Here is a 25,456-nt window from a genome sequence, read left to right as displayed (position 1 = left end):
ATGGGTGAATATTCGGGGTGGAAAATTTTATGAGCGTACGATTATCCCTTTGATGCTATTGATGTTTTTGCTGGGGAGCATCGTCATCATTGCCGGGTTCAGCTTTTCGCAACAGGATTTTTTATTGGCTTTGGAACAAAAAGAAGGCCGAACATTCGCTCAGCAAGGCAATGCTTCTTTTGATTGGTTGACCTTCCTTTCGGCGTCCTCGCTGATGTTTGCCAGTTTTATCGGGTTTGAAAGCATCGCCCAGGCTGGGGGCGAGGCGAAAAACCCGGATCGAAACCTACCGCTGGCCATTGCCCTGACCATTCTCATTGTTGGGCTTTATTACTTACTCTTCACGGGGGCTGTATATCATGCTATTCCCTGGTCCTTTGTAGCTGCCGAGGCGCAAACCAAAGACATTAGTGCCCCAGGGATGTTGAGTTACCTGCTGCCGTCCGGCTTATCGGTGGCGATTGTAGCCGGAGCAGCCGTCGCATTGACCAATGATTTGCCAGCAATGTTGCTTTCCGTGTCCCGTTTGCTCTTTGCCTGGTCAGAAGACGGCATTTTTCCCAAATCAATCACCACTTTGCACTCCCGGCATCAAACGCCCTACGTGGCCATCATCATCAGTGGAGCAGTAGCAACGATTGGTATTCTGGGCAGCCATTTTGCTGGCGATTTCTTTTTGGGCATCGACATTATGGTCACCTCCATGATGGTGAATTTTTTGCTGATTTGTATTGCTCTGATCAGCATTGACCGGGTAAATCCAACCCTGGCGGCCCAAATCAAAATGGTTAAAAATCCGATCCAGCGCAAAATCATCGGCTGGACCGGCACCCTGGTGATTGCCTTTTTTCTTGCGATTCATACCTATAAAGATTTGAACGCCAAGGTGGACGCCTGGTATTTTCATTCTACCCTAGTTTGGGGGATTGTCATGACGCTTGCCTCATTATTTTGGGCCTACATCACCTTTTTTTCCGGGCGAACCCCGGATAGCCTTATCAATGACCAACCATGATTCCTAAGATTCAACTCGCTCCTGACCTTAATATCTCCCGTGTACTTACCGGTCTATGGCAGATCGCAGACATGGAAAAAGAAGGTACTACCTTAGACCCGCTGACTACCTCTGAAGCCATGGCCCCTTATGTGGAAGCCGGATTGACCACCTTTGACATGGCTGATCATTACGGGTCCGCTGAAGTGATTGCCGGAACATTCCAGCTCCAACATCCCCTGGGAAAACAGGCACAGTTGTGTACCAAATGGGTGCCAAAACCCGGAAAATCAAGCAAAGCGGAAACCCGCGCAGCCATCCAACTTTCCCTGGATCGTTTGCAGGTAGCATCAATAGATCTGCTGCAGTACCACTGTTGGCACTACCCTGACCCGGTTTGGCTGGATCAGTTGTTCTGGCTGCAAGAATTGAAAGAAGAAGGTTTGATCAAACACCTGGGCTTGACCAATTTTGATGCCGCTCATGTACGCATGGCCTGTGCTACCGGGATTCCGATTGTCTCCAATCAGGTTTGTTTTTCCTTGCTGGATGGCCGTGCATCCCGTGAAATGACCGAGGTTTGCCGGGAATATGGCGTGAAAATCCTCGCCTTTGGGGTACTGGCAGGCGGGTTCTTCTCGGAAAAATGGCTCAATCAACCTGAGCCATCCCTGGAAACTGGCGCAACTTGGTCGCAAATGAAGTACAAACGTTTCATCGATACCACCGGGGGTTGGGCCAGGTTTCAACAATTGTTGGCCGTCGTACATCAGGTCGCCCAAAAGCATGGAGTATCCATTGCCACCGTTGCAGGTAAGTATATTCTTGAACAACCCGAGGTAGGTGGCATCATCATCGGTGCCCGCTTGGGGCAAAGTGCCCACCTGGAAGAAACGGCAAAATTGTTTTCATTTGATCTTGATGAAACCGACCAGCGCTTGATTCGCGAGGCGCAATCGAAGCTCGACCCGGTGCCGGGCGATTGTGGGGATGAATACCGTAAGCCACCTTTCCTGACCGCATCCGGTGATTTGAGCCACCACTTACAGGATCTCCCGAGCCCCTATACGCCGCAAGCTGGCGCCAATGGAAGTACGCAGGTATTCAGTGGCACGCCCTGGGAAAGCATCGCTGGGTATAGTCGGGCCATCCGCCGGGGAAACCGCATCTCGGTTTCGGGTACAACTTCGGCACACCGGGATAAACTGATTGGTGGAACCGACCCCGCCGCACAAACCCATTTTGTATTGGATAAAATCGAAGCGGCCATCAACGCCTTGGGCGGAACCATGGAGGATGTGATCCGCACGCGTATTTTTGTCCACAACCTCAGTGATTGGGAACCCGTTGCCCGCGCGCATGGACAACGTTTTGCCGGAATCCATCCGGCGAATACACTGGTTGAAGCGAAGTTGGTCGCGACAGGTTGTTTGGTGGAGATTGAGGCGGAGGTGGAAACCCTAGGGTAGGTTTTGGAAAAAAATGGTGCGTATTTTCCGCCAAAACAAGGTAAAAAAGTCGATTTTGGAAAGAAATGACACTCATTTTCTTCCAAAACTTACATTTTTTACTTAGTTTTGGAAGAAAATAAGCGCATGGACATCATTGGACGGCAACGTGAGAAGGCGCGTTTAACGGAAATTGTGGAATCGGATCAGCCTGCATTTGTTGCCATTTACGGGCGGAGAAGAGTGGGTAAAACCTTCTTAGTCAAGGAGTTTTTTAATCATCAGTTCACGTTTTACACCACTGGGCTGGCCAATAGCACAACCAAGACGCTGCTGCTTAATTTTACCCTTGCGCTTAACAATACCTTTGAGAAAGAATTCAAAACGCCAAAGAACTGGCTCAGTGCCTTTTCTCTGCTACAAACGGAGCTCTCCAAAGTAAAAGGACCACGGGTTATTTTTATTGATGAACTGCCCTGGTTCGATACCAAAAAATCTGATTTTTTAACGGGTCTGGAATACTTTTGGAACAGTTGGGCCAGCACCCAAGCAGGGCTGAAACTATTCGTATGCGGCTCGGCAGCGGCCTGGATGATCAATGAACTGATTAGAAACAAAGGTGGTTTGTACAACCGGGTTACCCATCGCATCAAAATTGAGCCATTTACGCTTCAAGAGACAGAACAGTTCTTTCAAGCCAGGGATATTCGCTTTGATCGCTACCAAATTGTGAATTTGTACATGGTCATGGGAGGTATTCCTTATTACCTTGAACAAGTAAAAAAGGGTTTGAGTGCGGTTCAAAACATCGAAAAAATCTGCTTCGAAGAGACTGGCTTGTTGAACTCCGAATTCAAATTTACTTTCGCTTCCCTCTTCAAAAACGCCACCCAGCACGAACAGATTTTGAGGAAAATTTATGAACTGGGGAGCCGGGCCACCCGGGAAAATCTGGTCAAAAAAGCCAATGTGGCTTCCAGCGGTGACTTGACGAGCAAACTTAACGAATTGGAGGAAAGTGGTTTCCTAAAATCATACATACCTTTTGGCGTCAATAAAAATAGGAAAGTTTATGTCATCTCGGACTATTACACTTTGTTCTATTTGCGCTTTATTGAAAACGCAGGAACCTACGAGGCTGGAAATTGGGTCAATCGGATCAACGACCCTGCGGTAAATGTATGGGCGGGACTGGCTTTTGAGCAAATCTGCTGGGATCATGTCCGCAACATCAAAAAAGCCCTTGGCATTGAGGGCATTTATAGTGAAACCAGTTCCTGGTACAAACCTGCAGACCCTGAATCAGGTGGCGCCCAAATTGACCTGATCATCGACCGCAAAGACCGGGTGATCAACCTTTTTGAAATCAAATTTTCAATCAATCCTTACGAGATCACCAAGGCTTATGACCTCGTTTTGCGAAATAAAATCGCAGCGTTTATTCAAAGTACCAAAACGAAAAAGGCAGTGTTTCTCGTGATGCTGACTACGTTTGGGCTGCTGAAAAATGAGTACGCGCGGTCGGTGGTGCAGAATGACTTGAAGATGGATGATTTGTTTGGGGGCTAGGCTATGGAAATAGCGGCGGTGGGGATAGTCAATAATTCTGCTGCCAATAAATTTTCTGACTCTTCCAGGTCGTAATCATTTTGTAGTTCGCTTCACATTGACCCAGTACTCCCTCTAATCAAATTTTTATCCTGATCATAAACAAATAATTCAGTAAATCCGAACAATCTATTATAGGCTACTTCAATACTGTCTAAATCTTTTGATTCAATATTTGTTTTTAAATCAGCCCTCAAATACCCTGGATAACAAGGTACTTGACTGAGTACCAATCGATCCTTATAAACTGTATTCACCGAATCAAAAAACACTTTTTGCCGCCCTTGCACCTGGCCGCAAAAGGTTTTAGTAAAAGCATCACAGCTGTTAAGTGAAACCACTAAGATCAGCCCGAGTAAAAAGAGGAAGCTTTTGAATGCCATCAAGTTCTCACCTTATTTTGTTTCTCCCTCAAGATAAGCCTAAAAAACACCCCCGCCAACACCAAAAACGGCAAATTCGACCCAATCATCCTTACATTCCCGGACAAGGCACCCGCCAAAAAAAAGATAAACACCACCACGGATAACAAGACCACGCCCAGCACATTCACCCATCGATTTGGCTTGTTCACCACCACCGAATACAAGAGTGCCAACATCCCGAGAATACAAGACAAAATGACCGGATGTAGGGCAGTATTCCAGGCGAGCCCCTGGACAAAGACCAATTCGTAAGCAGCCTGAGCGATGAAAATGGACTGACCGCCGCCCCATTCCAGATAGCAGAGGAAAAAACTTAAAAAGAGCCCCAAATTGATGAGCTTTTTCATGGCTGAACAATTTGGGGCAAAAAGTAACCTTGTTTTACCACTTGGTCACTGCAAAAAATGCCTTCTTCGGCTGATAATTCGCATCAAAAAGTAGCGGATAATCCTTACGGCCACGCACCGGGAAGTTGTCCAACCAGGTAGACTTGTCGGACAAATTCCAAAAAGTTACTCCAGTGATCGACTTGCGGTGTTTACGCAATACCTCGAAGAGCATTTTGTATTGGGCAACCTGTTTGGCTTCCATCTCCGCGGTATATTCTACTTTGCCGGTGAAAGCTTCCGTTCTGCGCTCGTGCTCTTTAGGGTGGACCGACACATCCAACTCCGTGACCTGTACCTTTAACTTCAGGCTGGCGAACTTGGTGATCGAAGTTTCCAATTCCTCTGCAGTTGGTTCTGTAAGTGCCCAGTGCCCTTGCAACCCTACCCCGTGAATGGGCACTCCTTTGTCTTTCAGGCCTTTCACCAATTGGTAAATGCGGTCGCGTTTGGAGGCATTTTCGGTATTGTAGTCGTTGTAAAACAGTACCGCCTTGGGGTCAGCCTCGTGAGCCCATTGAAAGGCTTTTTCGATGTATTCCGGGCCAATGATTTCGTAAAAAGGCGACTTGCGGTAAACGTCCGGTCCGGCATCTGGCACTGCTTCATTGACTACGTCCCAGGCATAAATTTTACCCTTGTAGCGGCCCACTACGTCGAAGATATGCTGCTTCAAACGCGCCAGTAACACTTCTTTGCTGACGGTGGCACCCGAGGCGTCTTTAAAAAACCAGTTTGGCGTCTGACTGTGCCAGCACAGGGTATGACCACGCAGTTTGATGCCGTTTTTTACCGCAAAATCGGCGATTTTATCAGCAGGTGCCCAATTGTAGCGATTTTCCTCGGGATGGATGGGGCCCATTTTCATGGCGTTTTCAGGCGTCATGCTGTTGAATTGCGCCAGAATAAGGCCAGATTCAGCGGCGTCGTCCATCATACGGGGGGCAACAGCTACTCCGATGGGAAAGTACTTTTTGTAATAATCTTTGAGGCCTTTGGTGGTTTGCGCAAAGGAGGTATGACCACTTAGGATCAAAAGGAGCATATAAAAAATTATGTTTTTCATTGTGATCTTGATTTAAAGAGATTAAGCCAAAACAAGAAACGTCTCGGGTTTTTCAAGAAGACCAAAGCGACATTTTTTTACCGCAGAGTTTCGCGGAGTGCACGCAGAGTTTCACAGAGGTTTCAAAAACAAAAGGAGTTCAAAAAAGTGAACGCCACCTGCGGCGGCTGAGGCAGGTAGTCATGGAGCAGCTTATACTTATACTCTAATGTTAAAGTGCTGTCGGCTCCAATAACGCTTTCCACCGTAGGTGGCCTTTACTCTGTGAAACTCTGCGTGTACTCCGCGAAACTCTGCGGTTAAAAAATGTCGCTTTAGCTAAATAGAATAACTCATTGAATGCTTCCATTCGTGGCAAAAAAATAATTTACTCATCCGTACGGAAAGGCGACGCCGGTAACCCCTCCCGATTGTACAAGTTCGCATCAGCGGGGTTATCCGCCCAAGCGTATCTGACATACATGGGCTGAGGCACCTGCGTATTGGACACCAGGATCGTTTGATCGGCCTGGATTTCTGCCTTGGCCCACACGAAACGTTTGTCCGCACCAGCGATGGCAAAACAAGCCAATGGCTCGCCATCTTTGCTGATCATACCTGTTCCGGTGTGTTTGAAATACAAGCGGATTTTATCCCCCTCGACCTGGAAACGTTCGTATTGTGGTCCGGAGTGGACAACATTTTGATCCCCATAGGCAAGGCGTTGCGCGGCCAGAGCCAGCCTTATGCCTACATCCTTTTTGTTCAGAGGGTGGATGTCGTTCCATTCGCCCAGGTCGATTGCCACCGCCAAGCCCGTATTGGGCAGCGTCAGTGACTTGAACTGTGCGTCGCGCAAAACCGCCCAATTGCTTTCTGAAGGCAGGTAATCGACCTCCATAAAATTGGCCAATTGCACCGTGATGAAGGGCAAATCCCCTTGTTTCCACTGCTTGCGCCAATCCTGGATCAGGGCGGGCAACAGTTGGTAGTACGGCTTCGGATTGCCTGCATTGGTTTCCCCTTGGTACCACAAAAAGCCCTTGGCAGCATGGTTGATCAACGGCGCCGTCATGGCATTGAACAAGGCGCTGGGTTGGTTTTGCAAGGTGATACCGCCTGGAGCAGCTCCGGCAAGGGGCGGAAACACGTCCCCCACCTTGTACGACCAATCCCCCTTGAGGTCAATGTTCTGGCCATTGGCACTGAGGAAGTAAGGTTTGTCGGGTACAAAGCCACCTTTACCTGCCTGATTGATCACGCGTACGACCAGCAGATTTTTGCCCGGTTTGAGCAGCCCAGCGGGTACGTTGTAGCGCCGCGGCGGGTACTGGTAGGTGATGTTGCCCACCGCTTGCCCATTGACGTAGGCAAAATCAGCGTCGACAATTCGGCCAAGAAACAACTTGGCGGGCACCCCACACATGGAGGCGGGCACGTCAATTTCCTTGCGGTACCAGACCACGCCATTCAGGTCTTTGATGCCCTGATCCTCCCAATAACCTGGCACATTGATGTTGCGCCAGTTTTTGGGAGTGTAGGCGGGATCAAACCATTTGACGGGTTCCAACATGCCTTTGTCCGCACTCGGGCGAGGGACGATCCCCTGCCGCGCCTTGCGGTTGAGGCCATTGACGTAGCTGGTATCCTTATTTTGCTGGATGGTCGCCAACAAATTGGGGAAGGCTTGCAAACCGGACTCGCTGATCCAGGCTTCGATGGGCGTTCCGCCCACACTCGCGTTGATCAGGCCGATGGGCACCTTGTACTTGTCGTAGATGGTTCTGGCAAAAAAGTAGGACGCTGCCCCAAAACTCATTACGTTTTGCGGGGTAGCCACTTCCCATTTTCCACTCGGCAAATCCGCTTGTGGCCCTTGTACGTTGGTCAAGGTCGGGATGAAAAAATTGCGGATGGCTGGATAATTGGCTTGTTCAATATCCGCCATGTAACGCTCTTTCACCCGCTCCATGGGCAACACCATATTGGATTGCCCGGCACAAATCCACACATCGCCAAAGTAAACATCCCGAACGATCAATTCATTGCTGCCCTTCAGACTGAGCTCAAAAGGCCCACCAGCTTCCTGTGGCGGCAGGGTGATGCTCCAGTTGCCTTGTTGATCGGCTTTGCTGCGGTAGTTTTTGTCTTTGAAGCGGAGGCTGATGTTCTCCTGGGGGGCGGCCCAACCCCAGATTTTTAGGTTTTGTTCCCTTTGCAACACCATGCCATCGCTGATGAGGCGAGGCAGGCGGATTTGGGCAAAACCAACCAAACTCCAACCTAGCAAAAACACCAGCAGCGTCCACCTACTTGTAGGCATCGATCGTCTGGATGGTTCCATCGGGATTGTATTTCAGCTCCGTTACCTTGACGTTGCGCAAGTGGGTTTTGCCCGAAATTTGTACGTCATGATAGAACAGGTACCATTTACCCTGGTGTTCAATGATTGAATGGTGGTTGGTCCAGCCTTGTACAGGTTTGAGCACAATACCCTGGTAAGTGAAGGGGCCGTAGGGGTTGTCGCCGATGGCGTAGCACAAATTGTGGGTATCTCCGGTGGAGTAGGAGAAGTAGTATTTACCATTGTACTTGTGCATCCAGGCCGCTTCGAAGAAACGTTTGTCGTTGTTGCTCTCCAGGAAAAGTTTGCCGTCTTTGTCCACAATTTTTACCTCTTTCACTTCTTCGGAAAAGCTCTTCAGGTCGGCGCTGAGTTTGGCTACCCGGGGCAGAATTGCCGTTTCGTTGCCTTTACGCAGGGCTCCTTTGGGGTCGTACTGGTTGTTGTTCCAGCGTTGCAGTTGGCCACCCCAAATGCCGCCAAAGTAGAGGTAATAGCTGCCGTCATCGTCCTTGAATACGGTTGGGTCGATGCTGTAAGCGCCTTTGATGGGCTCCGGTTCGGCTTTGAAGGGGCCTTCCGGTTTTTTGCTGGTGGCTACTCCAATGCGGAACACATCCTGTTTGTCCTTGACCGGAAAGTAGAGGTAATACATTCCATCCTTGAAGGTGGCATCAGGTGCCCAAAGTTGGCGGCCCGCCCAAGGAATGTCTTTGATGTCGAGTGCAACCCCGTGATCAGTCACTTTACCCCCCATTTTTTTCATGGATAAAATGTGGTAGTCGCGCATGGCAAAATGCCCACCGTCATCGTCTTCTTTTACTGCCGCATCAATGTCGTGCGAAGGGTAAATGAAAATGCGCCCTTTGAACACATGCGCAGATGGATCCGCCGTGAAAATGTGGGACACCAAGGGCTGAGAGATGGGTTGTTTGCCATTGCCAGATTGGCCATGAACGCTCACTGCGAAGCACATGGCCGCCAGGAGCGTGAATGTTCTTTGTTTGTTTGTCATTGTAACTAAAATTAAAAGCAAAAAAATACGGCTTGAAATTAAGGCCTTTTTTGGGTTCTTGGGCAAATAATCTGCGTTTGGAAAAAAACTATTCGTTATTTTTAGCCACAAAGACACCAAGGTGCTAAACTGTGAAATGCTAAAAATTAGGCCATGGTTCATACTGCTAGACATTTTGCTCGGAGGGCATGAATAATAGCCCCAGGCTTCAGCCTGGGGTCACAGGAACACCCTCATATTTGGGCTTTAGCCCTAGCTTCAAAATTAAGGCTAGGGCTAAAGCCCATTAAGAAAGGAAATCCCGATCCACGAGCTAATGAAATTTTTAAAATATAGCGTTCCTAAATGAGCCGGAAATTGAGAAAAGCTGGTAGCTACAAGAGATCGTTTATTTCCAAAAATTTCATAAGCACGTGGCAATTCCTGTCCTTCGATTCTAGAATACAAAAATGTCCAGTTGTATAACCTTGGTGTCTTTGAGCCTTGGTGGCTAAAAGAAAAAGTACGCTATGTTTTTAAACTTCTTTTATGCACTGCGCAAACACGGCATTCCGGTCAGCTTACACGAGTACCTGGCCCTGCTGGAGGCATTGCAAAAAGAAATTGGCACCTATTCCATTGAGGATTTTTACGCCCTAAGCAAAGCCATTTTGGTCAAACAGGAGGCCCACCTTGACCGTTTCGACCTGCTGTTTAGTCAGTTTTTTCGGGGCATCGACAACCTGGCCCAAGCCTTACTTGCTACTGAAATTCCAGCTGATTGGCTCGAAAAACAATGGCTGCGCAACCTGAGCGATGAAGAAAAAGCCGCCATCGAAAAATTGGGCGGCCTGGATGCCCTGATGGATCGCCTCAAAGAACTGCTCGAGCAACAAAAAGAACGCCATCAAAATGGCAATCGCTGGATTGGCACTGGAGGCACGTCTCCCTTTGGCAATCAAGGCTACAACCCTGAGGGTGTTCGCATCGGCAAAGAATCAGCTGGCAATCGCACGGCCATCAAGGTATGGGATGAACGGGCTTTTAAAAACCTCGACGATCGGGTAGAACTCAACACCCGCAACATCAAACTCATCCTCAAACGCCTGCGTATCCTCACCCGGGAGGGCATTCCGACCGAACTGGACCTGGATGGCACCATCCGCAAAACTTCTGAAAACGCAGGTTTGTTGGACATCGCCATGCATCCTTCCAAACAAAATCGGGTCAAGGTACTCCTCCTCATGGACGTAGGCGGCTCCATGGACGACCACATTGAATTGTGTGAGCAGTTGTTTTCAGCCGCCAAATGGGAGTTCAAACACCTGGAGTTTTATTATTTCCACAACTGTGTTTATGAATCGGTGTGGAAGGACAACAAGCGACGTTTTCGGGAAAAAATTCCTACGCTGGAATTGATCCACAAATTCAACAGCGATTACAAATTGGTGTTGGTCGGCGACGCGGCCATGTCGACTTACGAGATTTTTTACCGAGGTGGCAGTGTGGAACATTCCAACGACGAACCCGGCATCAACTGGCTCAAACGCCTGAGTGATCATTTCAAACACCTGGTCTGGATCAACCCGATCCCGGATTACGAGTGGGATTTTTACGAGTCAGTCAATGTGATTCGGGAATGGTCGGGCAAACGGATGTTTCCGATGACGGTGCAGGGCCTAACGCAGGCGATGAAGTGTTTGAAGAATCGGAAGTATGTGCATGAGAATAAGGCTTGGGAGGAGTGAAATTATGTCGCCGAAATCCCTCCGTCCCCAACATACCTCGGCTCCATCGCCTCCTCAAACGTATACAACTCCACCAACTGCTTTTTCCCCTTCAATTCAAACACTCCCACCCGTTTAGGATGGTATTGCAGCGGTGGCAAAACCAGTTTGTCCAGCAAATTTTTACTCAGCAGCATCCGCACCCGAAACTTGTTGCACACCGCCTGAATGCGCGCCGTAGTGTTCATCGTATCGCCCGAAAAAACAATGTCCTTTTTGATGACTCCAATTTCGCCCGTGGTGACCACGCCGCAGTGCAGCCCCGCTTTGAATTCCGGGGCTACCCCGTATTTATCCCGATAAAAACCGGAACGCCGCAGCATCAGCTCCTGCATGCGAAAAAAACAACGGATACATTGGGCGTTTTTCAGTCCGTCCTGCATGTTCCAGGAAACGACGATCTCATCCCCCACGTACTGGTATATTTCCCCAGCAGTATCCACAATAGGATTGGTGACGTCGCGAAAAAAGTCGTTCAAAAAATTAAAAAACTGCACGTGCCCCAACTGCTCGGCAATGGCCGTAGAGCCTTTGATGTCCACAAACATAAAAATCCGTTCCTCCTCCCGGGGGCGGTGGTAATGCCCCAGCAACATCTTAATGAGCACACCCTGTCCGTATTTTTCATTGACATGTAGTGCAATCGTGGTGATGAAGGCCACGATCGACCAAAAAATGAGGATTTTGAGGTAAAAAGGGCGGTCGAACAAACTAGTACTGCGCGCCAAAACCTCGGGATCGAGTCCATTTTGGCCATAACGAATGCTCAATAAAACCCCATGCGTCAATAAAAAGACGCCAAAATTGAGCACCGAAATCACAAAGCTGGAAATCAGGAGAGCAAAACCAAAGGACTTCATCGTAAAGCGATCGCGCAGGAAAAACACCAAAAAACCACCTGAAACAATGCTGGAAAAAAATGCAGAAAGGGTATTAAACAACACAAAGCGAACTTCACCCGCATCACGTACAGACCAGCCCGCCGAGAGTGAGTAGGCTCCCAGCGCGTCTAAGGCTCCCAACAGGGTCCACCAGATGATGATCCAGAATAACTGGTTAAGTTTAAGGCGAAACCTTCTGGTGTATTGCTCTCTCATAAGACTTTTGCGGCGTGGGTACAAAAATACATAATTTGCGATGCAAGAAATCTTTATTTTTACACCCGCGTATCTACCTACTTACTCTTTTGTACACCCAAACAGGTTGTTAAACATAGACCTATGCTTCAGCATCTACTTACGGTTGAAACGGCATTGATTACTCATCGTACTGTGGTTCGGCGTTTTCGTGAAAACGATGGGCAGAATTACTTCAAACTCTTTCAGGACAATATAGACCAACTCGAAAGTCGTTATCCGCCAGTGGTGGATCAAATCCCTAATCAGGACAACATTGAATTTTTTGTGCGCCAAAAATTGGCAGATTGGCTCAATCAAAGCGAATATTGCCTGGGGATTTGGGACAAAGACTCAGCCGTACCGATAGGATTGGTACGTATTGCGGACATTGATTGGACTTTATCCAAGGCGGAGTTGTACCTTTTTTTGGATAAATCACGCCACCAGAAAGGCATTATGACCGAAGTAATGCAAAAGGTGATCCATTTTGTATTTTATCAATTGCAACTTAATAAATTGACCTTGCGTACCGAAAGCGACAACTTTGCCATGCAACGCCTGGCCCGTAAAGTTGGTTTCCTGCGCGAAGGGGATTTGCGGGCAGAATACCGCCGCGTAAGTGGTGAATGGGTCGATCTAATGATTTTCGGCCTGCTTAAATAATTGAGATTTCTGGGTTTCAAAGTTTTGGGTTTTCTTCATCCGGTCACTGAGCGAAGTCGAAGTGCCGGGTGAAGAAAACCCAAAACTTTGAAACACTGGAACCCTACAAACTCCAAACCATGAATCTGCCATCCGAAGCCATCGTTTTTACCATAAATTCTGCCATTCGCCTGGGGCGAAACATCCAGAAGGCTTATGCCAATAGCATTCGTGCCAAAAGTCTGGTTTTACCCTTGCCCAAATTTGACGGGGCTCTGAATATCCTTTCTGCCGATCGATTTTTTCAGGCCGAAGGTGAGGACAACGGTGCCCAATTTTTAAAGCAACTGGATTACCTCAATCTCCTGCACCAAAAAAGCCTCTCGCAAGGCTTATTGGACACCGAAAAGGAAGAATACCTTGACTATTACAAGACCTTTTTCCGCATGGTGCGCAACGGCAACGATGAATCCAAAATCCTGGATGGAGGCATCAATACGGCCGATGTAGTGGCTTTGCTCAAAATCCGCCAATGGGAAAAAGGCAAGTCTCCACAGCCAAGTGCCTTACAATTGGTGGCAGGAAGTTTGGTTGAAATCGGCATTGATTACTTCAACAACGTTCCCGGTGCACTCAATCTGGAGTCGGCCTACGGGCGGGCATTGAAGCAATTTTTAGACGGTTTTGACGACATCAACTTCGCTGAAAGTGATGACCTGAAAAAAACTCTGGCCAAGGATATTCTGCCCAAACTCTTTATCGGTGCAGCCGAGAGCCTGAGCGAATTGAGCAGCACCGTAGCCAACGACGAACAATTTCAACTCTTCATCAAAGCCACGGCCAACGGTATGGCCAAAGACTTGATCGCCCGTACCGCGAACAGCGATGCCGCGGATTATCAGGCCACCGTTCGTTGGGGACAATTGTTGTTGAGCAGTTTGATCAAAAACGCCGGGCATTATGTGTTTTCGGCACCCTCCACGGTGTTGGGCACGCCTGAGGCCAGCTCCGCGCTGATTCAACAAACGGGCTTGACCTTGTTGAACATCATTTTGGACAAAGATTCCGACAACATCAATCTGCGCCGGGTACTGACGGTAGAGGCGCTGGACCAAATTGTGCGCGCCTCCCTCAGCGTACTGGCCGAATATCCCGAACTCTTGAGCCACCAACGTGGGGTGCAAGAGATTGTAAGTGGCGTAAGTTCTGCCGTAGCCCGTTCGGGCATTCAGCGCCCGGATCTCTTGCCCGAAATCCTGCGCCTCGTGCTGGAACACACTGCCGGGAACTTGTACCTGGTTTGGGAAATTGAAGAAGACGAAGCCCAACACTTGTTGGTCAACGCCGTTCAACATATCCTCGGCGTACTGGCTCAACCCTCGAACAATGGCGCCTGGCGGCCCCGTTTGTCCAAAACGCAGATGATCAATCTGGTAGCTGATTTGTTGGACGATGTGGTGCAACATCCTACCCTGGTCACCGAAAAAGTTCGGAAAAACTCCTTGCTTGCTGAAGTCTTGGCCATCACCTTCCAGGCCCTGGACAAAGTGCCAAAGGAACAACGCCTGCGTTGGGAGGTCGTCGAAATGTTGCTGCAACTCAACATCCGCGCAGTGCTGAAGAGCAAGTCGGTGATGGAAACCATCAATTGGGGCTCGGACGAACAGACGACTACCATTCTGAATAAAATCCTCGACCTCATTTTTGCCTCCGTCTTTGATGGCAAAACCACCCTGGGGGTTGAACGCGTCAAGTTGTTGCAAGAGATTTTTGAATACGTCATGGACGTGGTGGTGTCAGAATACCCCAATCGTCTGGGCCTGGTGGTGGTCAAAATTCTGGTTTCCCCCGAAACGGGCATTGATTTCAGCGAAGGTTTCAACCGACCATTGGCCGACGACATCGTTGAGGCAGCGCTGATTCTGTTTACCCAACATCCTGATTTGATCGTAGATGATGTGGCCCTTGAACGCATCATTGGTGGGGTAGCAGAGGCGGTGAGCAAGGCGGGCATTCACCAACCGGGGTTGCTCTCTGAAATTGTACGTTTGGTTTTGATCAAAACCGCTGACAACATCGAGCTTCTGGTGGAAACCAATCCCGACAATCTGGAATACCTCCTGGTGATCGCCCTGCGCGAAATCCTGCAATCTTTTGGCGCAGAACCTCCACACGGACGTTGGAAACCACGCTTTACCCCGGAACAACTGATCGACCTGACCGAATTCCTGTTGGATGAAGTCGTACAAAATCCTGCCTGGATTACCGATAAAGTACACCAAAACAGCCTTTTGCGCGAAGTGCTGGACCTCTCCATGCGCGCCATGCAAAAAGTGCCACCGGGGCAGCGCCTCAATGCACAAACTTTTGAGTATGTGCTCGATATTGTGCTGCGTGGGGTGTCGCGTAGCCGTAAGTTGCTGGAAAAAATCCGCATCAGTGATGACCAAACTGAAGGTGCCATTTTGGAAAAGGTACTCGACCTAGTGTTGAACTGCGTTTTCCCACCCTCCGAAGGCGCCGCGGTGGACAAACCTCAGTTGCTCATCGACCTGCTGGAATTTGTGTTTGATGTCATTTTGGCCGAAAATCCCGACGCGAAGGGGCTCGCGCTTCTTGAATTGATCTTGTCCAATGCCGCCGGGATTGATTTCACCAAAGGATTTGATCGGGACCAGGTGGAAGAACTCCTGGAAGCCGCTCAATATGCCATTGGCCAACACCCGGAATTGGTGACGGGCAAACCCAGTTTGGCCGATATCATCGCTGATTGCTCCGCTGCCATTCATTTGCTGAGCATGGATCACCCCAATATTGGTGCAAAGATCCTAAGTATGCTCCTGGAAAACAGTGCCGATAACCTGGAAGCGGTGCTCGATACCCGCAGCTCCAGCCCCAAACACTTACTGGTAGAGGGCTTGCAGCAAATAGTGCTGAGCATTTCTGCCGAACGCGGCAATGGGCGTTGGTCCAGATTGATTTCAGAGGAGCAAATGTTGGAGCTGATCGAGTTTGTGCAAGAACAGTCGATAGCCATTCCGGATTTTTTAAAGGACGATTTTGTGTTTCGGGTACTCGATTCCATCTTGGGGGCCATGGATCACAAATCGCCACAATGGCGTCCACCTTTTGCGGTTTTGCAAATTTTGATGGAAAACCTGCTCATCGTGGCCAATGAGCACCGTGAGTTATTGCGCAAAACCAATATACCGGAGCGCAGTGAACAGACCTTGGTGTTGACTTATCTGGTTGAAAAAATACTGGAATTGCTTTTCCGACAGGATAAAAACACCCACCGCATCATTACACAACTACCTACTTTGGATGTGGTGATCGACTTTTTCCTAACCACCCTCGAAGAATGGGACATCAACGAGCAAGCGGTGGATAAAGCAGCCAGCAAGTTGCAATTCCATCTCGATCGTTATACCGTTGGCGACATTTCACTGGAAGATTTATTGGACGAATTGAGTCCTGATGAAGACTTCTAATCAACTGCAGTATCAGGAGTTTTTGCCTTCACCAGCAATGGCTCAATATTTGGCGGGGCACTGGAAATTTGTGGTGCCCGCCAATTGGGATGGCCCTTTGGAACACATTGCTCCACCAGATGGCTGTGTGTCCTTGTTTATGTGTAAAAATGCCAGCCATCGGTTTCAGTTCATTGGTTTGTTAGGCCCACAGCTGAGCATGCTGGAAACCACTTTTATGCCTGACTCCGTGTTCTGGGGCATCCGATTTTTTCCAGGTGCTTTTCCCTGTTTTTTTGATCAAAATATTGAAATGCTGCCTAAGCAAGGCGAACTTCTGCCTCAAGATGAATGGTTTGGACCTTGTCTTGAAAACCTGGCTCCGGATTTTGAAGACGCTACCCTTTTTGAACGCACTTTATTAAAAGTCAAACGCAAAGAACCTGACCAGGAAGTATCAAAAGTGGTCCGTGAAATCATCAAAACGGAAGGTCAGTGCAAGGTGGCGGATTTGGTGCAGCAGGCCTTTGTCAGTGAACGGCAATTGCAAAAGCGTTTTCGGAAAGCGGTAGGACTCAGCATGAAAGAACTGGCGCGGGTATTTCGCCTGCGGGCTGCTTTGGTCCAACTGGTTTTACAAGAGCAGGGTGTTTTGGACATCAGCTTTGACAAAGGGTTTTATGATCAATCCCATTTTTTACACGAATTCCAAATTTTTGCCCGCCAAAAACCAGAACAGGTCAAAAGATATCTGCGCAGCATTCAGCACCACAACGTTCATTGGTGAACGCTGAAAATGACGGATTTTTACAAGCCTAACCTTTGAATTACTGCTAAAATTGCAAGAAAATTCAAACTTGTTTAAATCCAAATGACTATGCGTAAAGTATTTCTGATTTTGTTGGCCTGTATAGGGTTCATGCACACAGGTTATACCCAAATGCCGCCTAGCAAAACCCAAGAGGTTGCTGCAAAACTCGCTCTTTTGCCACTCAAGGAAGGCGAATGGACGGGTATAGGCGTTCAACAATTTGGGCCTAATCGTTTCGAAGTTGACCAGTATGAAAAAATCACCTCCATGTTAGATGGCTCCTTATTCTTGATTGAAGGAATAGGGAAACACCAAGGAATTGTTCGCCACCATGCTGTGGCTACTTTGAGTTACAATCCAATTACGCAAAAATACCTAATGCGGAGTTTTAAAGATGGGTATGTGGTAGATGCTGAAACAGAGCTAAAGGAAGATGGTAGTTTTGTCTGGTCGATGCAAAATGGGCCAGTTACTAGCCGTTTTACGGTTAGCATGAAGAATGGGAATTGGCTGGAGACCGGGGAATACTCCACTGATGGGGGCAAGAACTGGACGTCGATGTTGGAGATGAAATTGCAGAAGAAGCAGTGAATCACAGCTAGTATTTCAACTGATAAGTAAGGATTTGCAAACCCTGATCGTAAGAATTTTGCTCGATGAGTTTGGGTTGTACAGCTTTGCTTGAATTGCCAAAAAGCCGCACCCCTTGGCCCAAAATCAATGGATTCAATTTGATCTTTAAAATATCGATCAGCTCCTGATCCAACATCCAACCAGCAAATAAACCGCCTCCACAAAGGTAAATATCACCACCGGGGCCTTGTTTGAGCTTTTGGATAAAAGCTACCTCTAAAGGCTGGATGTGTACATTGGGTGCGGGGTCATGCAGTACGAGGCTATTGGAAAAAATATAGTGCTGCATGTGAGGGTAAGGCGCCTGACCCGGCTGCATACCGAATTTGTAGCCGAACTCATAGGTGTTTCGCCCCATGATGGCCACTTCAAAAGCCTGAAGATCCTGCAGGTATTGCTCAACTCCTGATCCATCCGCCACAAAACCATCAATGGATTCATTGGGCCCGCAAATGTAGCCATCAAGGGAGCTTGCAACGTAATAAACGATTTTTCGCATAGACTAGCTTAAGGTTTGTAGCCTTAACCACAGCAATGTGCAAAGAGTTCCGATGTCCAAACAAACCAGCTCCTTGGGTGTTACTCCCAACGCTGTATTTACTCCCCGAAAGTTCAAAACTTTCGGGGAGCTCCAGGCAAAGGCCACAAGGTATATTTACTTCAGCTATCTCTTCCAGTCTGCGGCTACCTGCTTCTGTACACCCAAGCCGTCAATGCCCAGCTCGACTACATCGCCCGCTTTGAGGTACCGCGGTGGCTTAAAGCCTAAACCTACCCCAAATGGCGTCCCGGTAGAAATCACATCGCCAGGCAACAAGGTCATGAACTGACTCAGGTAGTGAATCAAAAAGGGTATTTTGAAAACCAGATCGTCGGTATTCGAATCTTGTAACATCTCCCCATTCACCGATAGCCAGAGCCGCAAGTTATGGGGATCGCCCAATTCATCTGGAGTGACCAGATACGGCCCCAATGGTGCAAAAGTATCCGCGCTTTTTCCCTTGACCCATTGGCCTGAGCGCTCCAATTGGAATTCCCGCTCTGAGTAGTCATTGTGCAACACATACCCTGCTACATGATCCATCGCATCGGCCTCTTCTACATAGCTGGCTTTTTTGCCTATTACCACCGCCAATTCTACTTCCCAATCGGTTTTTTGGGAGTTTTTGGGGATGATCACATTGTCATACGGCCCACAAATGGCAGAGCTAGCTTTGAAAAACACCACTGGTTCAGTGGGCACAGCCATGCCGGATTCAGCGGCGTGTTTGGCGTAGTTCAAGCCAATGCAAATGAGTTTGGAGGGGCGGCCTACACAGGGCCCGAGGCGTTCGCTGTCTGGAACACTGGGACAATTGGCTGCATTTGCAGCTACCCAGGCAGCTAGTTCAGCGATTTTGCCGCTGGCAAAAAAGCGCTCGTCAAAGTCTGCGGTGAACGCGGATACGTCGATGCGACGACCATCAGGGAGTTGGACACCCGGTTTTTCGGATTCAGGGGCGCCGAAGCGGATTAACTTCATGTTTTTTTGTTCTATCCCACGGCTAAAGCCATGGGTTGGTGCAGTTTATCATAGCCTCCCACGAATGAATTCGTGGGGTGGCTTACCACGGCTAAAGCCATGGGTTGTAAAGTTTATCATAGCCTCCCACGAATGAATTCGTGGGGTGGCTGCTTTGGTTTGACGGTAAAAACTGGGGGCGACCCTTAGTTGTTCAGGCGGGTGAAACCACCATCGAGAGGGTAATCACAACCGGTGATGAAACCAGCCTCTTCCGAACATAGGTATAGCGCCAGATAGGCCACTTCGCTTGGCTTCGCCATGCGCCCGATGGGTTGGGTTTTGGCCAATTTATCGAACATTTCAGCTTCCTGACCGGGGTAATTTTTGCTCAAAAAACCATCCACAAAGGGCGTATGCACCCGGGCTGGAGAGATGCAGTTGCAGCGAATGTTTTGCTTGAGGTAATCTCTGGCAGTAGCCAGGGTCATGCTGAGTACGGCACCTTTGGCCGTGGAGTAGGCCAATCGGTCGGGGATGCCGATGGTGGCAGCAATGGACGCCATGTTGAGAATCACCCCGCCGCCTTTGGCTTTCATCAGGGGAATGGCCGCATGCAGGCAATTGTACACCCCTTTTACGTTGATGTTCATCACGCGGTCAAAATCGGCTTCACTGGTGTTTTCAGCGTTGCCAATGTGGGCAATTCCAGCGTTGTTGACCAGAATATCGAGGGTTCCAATTTCTTGAAAAACGGCTTTGACTTGCGGCTGATTGCTGACGTCGCAGGCATAAGCGCTGGCCTTTCCACCTTGATCAAGAATGCTTTGTACTGCTGCTTGTGCGCTTGCTTCATTCAAGTCCAAGATGTACACTTCTGCGCCCTGTTGGGCAAACACCTGGGCAATCGCTAGCCCGATCCCGCTGCCAGCTCCGGTGATGGCAGCCTTTTTGTTGTGTAGGGAAAAAAGCATTTTTGGTAGTTGAAGGGTTAAGGAAGGTTGAGGTGGTTGAGAAGGTTGAGGCTACCGCAAGCGACTTAGACAAGGACTTTGTCAAAATTGCTTGCGGTAGCCTCAACCTTCTCAACCATCTCAACTTTCTCAACTAATTTAAAATCCTTCCTCCTCCATCCTTCCCGTCAATTGTCGCACAATCTTGAACTGGTTTAAAAACTCCTTCGCGATCACCCGAATGATGGTGTAGGCGGGAATGGCCAGAACGATGCCCCAAATGCCACCCACCTGGGCGCCAATCAAGATCATGATGAAAATTTCCAGAGGGTGTGCCAGCACACTTTTGGAGAAGATATAGGGTTGAATAAAATTACTGTCGAGAATTTGTACGACCTGGAAGACTACGAATACTTTGATGAGCATTGGTCCAAGTACATGGTAAAAATCTACCCCCAAATTGGAAGAGATCGTGATGAAAATCCCAAACGCCGCACCAATGATGGGGCCAATGTAAGGGATGACGTTCATCAAAGCCCCAAACAAGGCAATGAGCAGGGCGTTTTTAATGCCGAACATAAACAATCCCAGCCACAGCAAAAACCAAAAAATAAGCAGCTGGATGATCAAACCACTAAAATAGCGGGTGAGCAGGGCAATGGTATCCTTGATGGTTTCGCGGGCGGGCGCTTCATGTTTTTCAGGCACCAGGGCCAGGATGAAATTGATGAACAATTTTCGCTCTTGTAAAAAGAAAAAGGTGATGAACACCACCGAGGCCACATTGACAATGATGCTGCCGATTGCTCCAATCACCGATGCGACGATGGTACCTAGTTTGCTAGGGTCAAACCAGCCGGCCAAACCTTTTTTTACGAGTTCTTCCAGGGTGTTTTCGGGCAATTGAATGCCGTACTCTCCCAGCCAAAGCCCCACATTGTGATAGGGTTCCTCCAGTGCGGTGGCAATCGACTTGTAATCTACGCTGGCCAGATTGCTGGCTTGTTTGAGAATGGAGGGGATAAAAATGGCTACTAAAGCCCCAAAGAACAGAAAGAAGGTGAGCAGGGTCAGTACCGACGCTGCACTTGGCCCGGGTCTTAATCGGCCAATCCTGCGGGTAATGAACCACTTGTAAATCGGTTGCCCCACCAATGAAAGCACCCAGGCCGAGACAACGTAAGAAATGATGGTGCTGAAATAATAAACAATCACCCCAACGACTATCGTGGTCAGAGCGATGATGATGTAACGACTCCAGGTTTGGGCGGTCATGTGCGCAAGGTTGAGTACAGGAAACAGGTGTTGGGGTAAATTTAGGAGATTTTTGGGAAATGGAGGGTGGGGAATTTTGGGGGAGAAAAAGCCTTAACTTTGTTCAGTTGCATCTTTTTTTAATTTTCCCTAATTTACCCCACGAAATCAATTACATGAGTACCGCCACTACCTTTCCAGTCACCCAACTAGAACTAGCTGCCATCAGCGGAGGGGAACTGCTGCGCTTCCCCATTTCATTTGCGGAATATTGGGATTTATTGGAAAAGGCCGAGTATCGGATTGATTATTACGAACACGAAGCGATTGCGATGAGCTATGAAAATGAGGCCCACAGTGAAATGGTCACTGAATTTTCCCACTTGTTGAAAGGCATTTTCCCTCGGACTGATTTGCAGTACAAAGTACACAATTCAAACCGACCCATCTACATTCAGGAGTGTGACCAGGTGGTATTCAGCCCTGATGGATCGGTGGTTACGCAGCCTCCAGTGTATTTCGAATACCGTCCAGGCATGACGGCAGAGACTACACCTTTCCTGGTGTTTGAGGTGCTTTCTAAATCTACTCGCAAGTACGACTTGGGCGAAAAACTCCCTTGCTACAAAAAAATTCCAGGTTTACAGTACATCCTCTACATCGACCTTGAACGCCCGTCTGTAACGGTGTACGAGCGCCAAGGTGCCCATAGTTGGATGGATGTAGAGTACACAAATTTAGAAGCTGCCTTTGACATTCAAGGGCATACCTTGCGGCTACAAGACATCTATTTGAATGTGTTTTGAGCCTTACTTCCGCAAAAGTCTTACCTCCCGCTTCAGCTCCTGAATTTCCTGCTCTTGCTCGCTCAGCCGCTCTCTCAGTTCCTCATTTTCCGCTCTGAGCTCTTCAATTTGTCTGCTCAGGTTGCTACTTCCTCCGAATAAGCCGCCACCGCCGCGCGTATCGTCATTGGTTCCTTCGGCGCTTTCAGTGGTTTCACCCCGCTTGAACAAACTTTTGATTTTTTCGATGCCATCCTCGCCATTGTAATAAGAGGCTCCGATATAGGCCAAAGGGGCCACAATGATCATTATCAGAAAAAACCTTGCAAATCCAGTTGTTTTCACTTTTCCAGCCATGATGATTCAATTTTCCACAAAAATAACGCTTCCCAAGTCCATTGCACATTCCAATCTACTGACGTAGGAAAATTCTGGATGAAAGCTGAATTGGTTGAGAAGTTGAGAGGTTGAGAAGTTGAGGCTGCCGCGAGCGATACTTAACTTCTCAACCCCTCAACTCCTCAACTTTTATTTAATATCTTTGCAAAAGCCAAACCACAAAGCACCAATGGAGCCATTATCCCACCGTACCCGCGCCCAGGAGTCCCGCGCCGCCGTTCAACGTTTGTACATAGCCATGCGCCACTTGTTTATTCGCGGTAGTTACAAGCCGCTCGGATTGTCAGGCGACGCCATGATCGAGGCCCTTAAAACCCTGGAACCGGAGATTTATGGTGCCATCAATGACAATGAACGGGTGGAACTCAATGGCTTGCTTTATGTATTCCAACGCCTGCCCCGGGGCATTGAAGAATGCCGTTATGTGCGCCTGATCACCCGCGAAGGTTACGAAGATTCCGGCTTCCCGCCCCTGATCCCGCCCCGCCGCAAGCGCAATTGTTACCGCATCGACGCCGAACAGATGTTTGTGGAAATGACCCGTGGACGCAGCGACATCTACGACATCATGACGCACCTGACCTTCATGTACATCGAAGCGGAAAAAATTCGGCGCAACAGCGAGGACCACAAAGACCGCAAACGCCGGGAATGGGCCATGCTCGAAGCGCTGGTGGAAAAAGAAATCAACGGCGAAGCCCTCGATGAGGAAGTGGCTTATACCTACCTGAGTGTGCTCCTGGGGCGCACCTACCAGGAAACCCATGAAGCAGCCCGCAAGTTTGCTGCCGACTCGAACGCCAACAGCCTTTTTCACATCACTTATTGGTTGGGGCGTCTGGCCACCGAAGAACACTGGAACAACCTCGATCGCGAGATCAGCTTCTCAGCAGCATTGCGGGAAAAAATTGGCCACCACGTACTCGGCGAAATCTGGGCAGCCAACATCAAGAATTTCCTTCATGACAACGACCTCGAAAACCGCCCTCTCCACATCATCAGCGCCAATACCCATAGCCTGATGAATTGCCTATACGCTCCTGCTGCGCTGAAAGGCATCAGCAATGCTACCAAGCTTGAAGACATGGCTCGGGAACTCAGCGTGGAAAGCAATTCCGATTTGCGGAAAAAAGTGCGCAAACTGGCTCTCCAAAATGGCATGTACGAACTGGACGACCACAGTGGAACCAATATTCCTGCGCAAATTTTTGACCTCTGCAAAATCGACCCCAGTACCCTTTCTCCGGAAATCACCTGGGACAATGACTACGTACAGCAGGAAAAACCCATCCTTTTTGTGATGGATTACGCCTTTGGGGAGCAAGCTTTTGAAACCTTTGATGAGTTGTTCAAACCCTACGAAAATGAACTGGGCCGACTCGTGTTGCCCGTAAAGTCCATTGGCATCATGGGCAAGGCGGGCATTCTGGAGGGTGGTAAAGGTGATTTGATGGTGCCTACCGCCCACGTATTTGAAGGAACTGCGGACAATTACCCCATCGAAAACGACTTGACCATCGAAGATTTTGCTGGCCAGGGCTTGCAAGTATTTGCCGGGCCGATGATCACTGTATTGGGTACCAGCCTGCAGAACAAAGACATCCTGCATTATTTCCTGGAATCGTCCTGGAAGGCCATTGGCCTGGAAATGGAAGGTGCCCATTACCAAAAAGCCATTCAGGCGCATGCCCGGATCCGCAACAACATTCCAACCGATGTGGTGCTGCGGTATGCCTATTACGCTTCGGACAATCCATTGGAGACGGGCAGTACACTGGCTTCGGGCAGCCTGGGCCTGGATGGCGTGAAACCTACTTATTTGATTTCAATAAAGTTATTGAATAAAATTGTGGGCAGAGTGTAGCCCTCCCTAGAAATTCTTTGTCATCTTTTGTCTCCGGTACTCGCTCGGCGTCAGGCCCTCCTGTTTTTTAAACTGCAAGCTAAAATGGGTCAGGTTGTTGAAGCCGGATTGGTAGGCGGCTGCGGATACACTCAGCAGTGGGTCTTGCAACAAGGCTTTGGCCTGCGCAATCCTTTCCTGCAAAATAAAATCCAGGGGTGAAACGCCCAATTCCTGCTTAAAACTGCGAAAAAAATGCGGCTTGCTCATACAGGCCACATTCGCCAATTGTTGCACGGTGATGGCCTCGTTGAGGTGCTGGCGAATGTAAACGAGCACTGCCGCAAAACGATGCCGATTCTGGAGTGTTTCACTTTGATCCAAAAGCCAGGTTCTGGCCTGGGTTTGCAGCAGACGCACCAGCAACTCCTGAAGCGTAATATCAGCCAGAACGTCCTTATACAAGTGGGTTTCAAAAGGTAAACGTAGAAGGCGCTGTACCGTATCCGCCAATTCCTGGGTATTTCTGATGTGGTAATGCGCCCAATCTTCCTGCCAGGGGCCAGTTTCTTCCAGGCGTGGGTACCGTTCATTGAGCAAGCAGAGGGTATCCTTGATTTTTTGTTTGTCGATCTCCAAAGCGATGCACTGGGTGGGGTTTTCCTGGCTTGCCTCTGGGAAGTCGATCAGCATGGGTGCACTTTCGGGCAATACAAAGGATTCACCCGGCAAGTATTCCACCATCCGGCTGGGTTGACTGTCGTGTACCATTTTTTTACCCCGCAACATGGCGGTAAAAACCACTCCCCGGAAATTGAGCAGCACCCGCTCGCTGCGCTGGTGGGTTTCAAAAATATTCAGCTCACAATTGTTGAAATTGAATGCCGTGCGGTTTTCCACCAATGTTTTGAGTTGCCGCTCAGGGGTGAGGGGCAGAGGTGAAATGGTCTTGCCAGGTTGAAGGACTTTGGTCATGTTCCGCATGCATTTAAGTACCCGATCGCAATTAATGATGT

General features: G+C 48.8%; 22 protein-coding genes. 10 read left to right on the top strand and 12 right to left on the bottom strand.

Translation table 11 applies throughout. The annotated features are described in order from the left end of the window. The first annotated feature begins 4 nt into the window (after positions 1–4). From ACO08K_RS11635 to ACO08K_RS11625, 3 genes are all read left to right on the top strand, one after another. Positions 5–1,015 (top strand): APC family permease, encoded by a 1,011-nt coding sequence (locus tag ACO08K_RS11635; RefSeq protein WP_421798310.1) that lies wholly within the window; start codon positions 5–7, stop codon positions 1,013–1,015. After that, positions 1,012–2,463, top strand: coding sequence for an aldo/keto reductase (locus ACO08K_RS11630; RefSeq protein ID WP_421796564.1), 1,452 nt, complete (start codon positions 1,012–1,014; stop codon positions 2,461–2,463). Before ACO08K_RS11635 ends, ACO08K_RS11630 begins: the two co-directional genes overlap by 4 nt. Positions 2,464–2,589: 126 nt before the next feature. Next, positions 2,590–4,011, top strand: coding sequence for an AAA family ATPase (locus ACO08K_RS11625; protein ID WP_421796563.1), 1,422 nt, complete (start codon positions 2,590–2,592; stop codon positions 4,009–4,011). 92 nt (positions 4,012–4,103) lie between these two features. Here ACO08K_RS11625 and ACO08K_RS11620 read toward each other — a convergent pair whose 3' ends face one another. The 5 genes from ACO08K_RS11620 to ACO08K_RS11600 form a co-directional block, all read right to left on the bottom strand. Then, positions 4,104–4,436 carry a hypothetical protein gene (locus tag ACO08K_RS11620; RefSeq protein ID WP_421796562.1) on the bottom strand — a complete coding sequence of 111 codons (333 nt, stop codon included), beginning with the start codon at positions 4,434–4,436 and terminating at the stop codon, positions 4,104–4,106. Next, positions 4,433–4,822, bottom strand: coding sequence for a hypothetical protein (locus ACO08K_RS11615; RefSeq protein ID WP_421796561.1), 390 nt, complete (start codon positions 4,820–4,822; stop codon positions 4,433–4,435). The genes ACO08K_RS11620 and ACO08K_RS11615 overlap by 4 nt, the downstream gene beginning before the upstream one ends. Before the next feature lie 34 nt (positions 4,823–4,856). Further along, positions 4,857–5,906: an endo-1,4-beta-xylanase gene (locus ACO08K_RS11610; RefSeq protein ID WP_421798309.1), complete on the bottom strand. Its 1,050-nt coding sequence runs from the start codon at positions 5,904–5,906 to the stop codon at positions 4,857–4,859. A 388-nt stretch (positions 5,907–6,294) separates the two neighbouring features. Then, positions 6,295–8,250: a sialate O-acetylesterase gene (locus tag ACO08K_RS11605; RefSeq protein WP_421796560.1), complete on the bottom strand. Its 1,956-nt coding sequence runs from the start codon at positions 8,248–8,250 to the stop codon at positions 6,295–6,297. After that, positions 8,216–9,226: a glycoside hydrolase family 43 protein gene (locus ACO08K_RS11600; protein WP_421798308.1), complete on the bottom strand. Its 1,011-nt coding sequence runs from the start codon at positions 9,224–9,226 to the stop codon at positions 8,216–8,218. The genes ACO08K_RS11605 and ACO08K_RS11600 overlap by 35 nt, the downstream gene beginning before the upstream one ends. A gap of 548 nt (positions 9,227–9,774) precedes the next feature. Between ACO08K_RS11600 and ACO08K_RS11595 the strand changes: the two genes are divergently transcribed. Then, the gene (locus ACO08K_RS11595) at positions 9,775–10,992 is read left to right on the top strand and encodes a vWA domain-containing protein (protein ID WP_421796559.1); all 1,218 of its coding nucleotides are present in this window, start codon (positions 9,775–9,777) and stop codon (positions 10,990–10,992) included. 2 nt (positions 10,993–10,994) lie between these two features. On the opposite strand, the gene ACO08K_RS11590 is transcribed toward ACO08K_RS11595, so the two are convergent. Next, positions 10,995–12,128: an adenylate/guanylate cyclase domain-containing protein gene (locus ACO08K_RS11590; RefSeq protein WP_421796558.1), complete on the bottom strand. Its 1,134-nt coding sequence runs from the start codon at positions 12,126–12,128 to the stop codon at positions 10,995–10,997. Positions 12,129–12,251: 123 nt separating this feature from the next. On the opposite strand from ACO08K_RS11590, the gene ACO08K_RS11585 reads away from it, so the two are divergent. The 4 genes from ACO08K_RS11585 to ACO08K_RS11570 all read left to right on the top strand — a co-directional run bounded on the left by ACO08K_RS11585 (position 12,252) and on the right by ACO08K_RS11570 (position 17,663). Continuing rightward, the gene (locus ACO08K_RS11585; protein ID WP_421796557.1) at positions 12,252–12,812 is read left to right on the top strand and encodes a GNAT family N-acetyltransferase; all 561 of its coding nucleotides are present in this window, start codon (positions 12,252–12,254) and stop codon (positions 12,810–12,812) included. A 119-nt stretch (positions 12,813–12,931) separates the two neighbouring features. After that, a complete protein-coding gene (locus ACO08K_RS11580; protein WP_421796556.1) occupies positions 12,932–16,282 on the top strand; it encodes a hypothetical protein in 3,351 nt (1,116 codons plus the stop codon). Next, complete coding sequence (locus ACO08K_RS11575) at positions 16,269–17,048, top strand: helix-turn-helix domain-containing protein (RefSeq protein WP_421796555.1); 780 nt, start codon at positions 16,269–16,271, stop codon at positions 17,046–17,048. The genes ACO08K_RS11580 and ACO08K_RS11575 overlap by 14 nt, the downstream gene beginning before the upstream one ends. A gap of 90 nt (positions 17,049–17,138) precedes the next feature. Continuing rightward, positions 17,139–17,663, top strand: a complete 525-nt coding sequence (locus ACO08K_RS11570; protein WP_421796554.1) for a hypothetical protein — start codon at positions 17,139–17,141, stop codon at positions 17,661–17,663. 7 nt (positions 17,664–17,670) lie between these two features. Here the strand turns inward: ACO08K_RS11570 and ACO08K_RS11565 are convergent, their stop codons facing one another. The 4 genes from ACO08K_RS11565 to ACO08K_RS11550 all read right to left on the bottom strand — a co-directional run bounded on the left by ACO08K_RS11565 (position 17,671) and on the right by ACO08K_RS11550 (position 21,434). Next, positions 17,671–18,204: a dihydrofolate reductase family protein gene (locus tag ACO08K_RS11565; protein WP_421796553.1), complete on the bottom strand. Its 534-nt coding sequence runs from the start codon at positions 18,202–18,204 to the stop codon at positions 17,671–17,673. 165 nt (positions 18,205–18,369) lie between these two features. Then, positions 18,370–19,227, bottom strand: coding sequence for a fumarylacetoacetate hydrolase family protein (locus ACO08K_RS11560; protein WP_421796552.1), 858 nt, complete (start codon positions 19,225–19,227; stop codon positions 18,370–18,372). Between the two features lie 185 nt (positions 19,228–19,412). Then, positions 19,413–20,180, bottom strand: coding sequence for an SDR family NAD(P)-dependent oxidoreductase (locus ACO08K_RS11555; protein WP_421796551.1), 768 nt, complete (start codon positions 20,178–20,180; stop codon positions 19,413–19,415). Between the two features lie 138 nt (positions 20,181–20,318). Next, positions 20,319–21,434 carry an AI-2E family transporter gene (locus ACO08K_RS11550; protein WP_421796550.1) on the bottom strand — a complete coding sequence of 372 codons (1,116 nt, stop codon included), beginning with the start codon at positions 21,432–21,434 and terminating at the stop codon, positions 20,319–20,321. Positions 21,435–21,589: 155 nt separating this feature from the next. Here ACO08K_RS11550 and ACO08K_RS11545 point away from each other — a divergent pair, with 155 nt between their 5' ends. Beyond that, positions 21,590–22,219: a Uma2 family endonuclease gene (locus ACO08K_RS11545; protein ID WP_421796549.1), complete on the top strand. Its 630-nt coding sequence runs from the start codon at positions 21,590–21,592 to the stop codon at positions 22,217–22,219. Positions 22,220–22,222: 3 nt separating this feature from the next. Here ACO08K_RS11545 and ACO08K_RS11540 read toward each other — a convergent pair whose 3' ends face one another. After that, positions 22,223–22,555: a hypothetical protein gene (locus ACO08K_RS11540; protein WP_421796548.1), complete on the bottom strand. Its 333-nt coding sequence runs from the start codon at positions 22,553–22,555 to the stop codon at positions 22,223–22,225. A gap of 211 nt (positions 22,556–22,766) precedes the next feature. Between ACO08K_RS11540 and ACO08K_RS11535 the strand changes: the two genes are divergently transcribed. Then, on the top strand, positions 22,767–24,461 hold the full coding sequence (locus ACO08K_RS11535; RefSeq protein WP_421796547.1) for a DUF6909 family protein: 1,695 nt from the start codon (positions 22,767–22,769) through the stop codon (positions 24,459–24,461). Between the two features lie 6 nt (positions 24,462–24,467). On the opposite strand, the gene ACO08K_RS11530 is transcribed toward ACO08K_RS11535, so the two are convergent. Then, positions 24,468–25,415: an AraC family transcriptional regulator N-terminal domain-containing protein gene (locus ACO08K_RS11530; protein ID WP_421796546.1), complete on the bottom strand. Its 948-nt coding sequence runs from the start codon at positions 25,413–25,415 to the stop codon at positions 24,468–24,470. Positions 25,416–25,456 lie beyond the last annotated feature (41 nt).

Origin of the sequence: Haliscomenobacter sp. (assembly GCF_965225875.1) — a bacterium.
GTDB lineage: Bacteria > Bacteroidota > Bacteroidia > Chitinophagales > Saprospiraceae > Haliscomenobacter.
The sequence above is the reverse complement of the archived record's forward strand: the minus strand, read 5'-3'. Positions and strand labels throughout refer to the sequence as shown.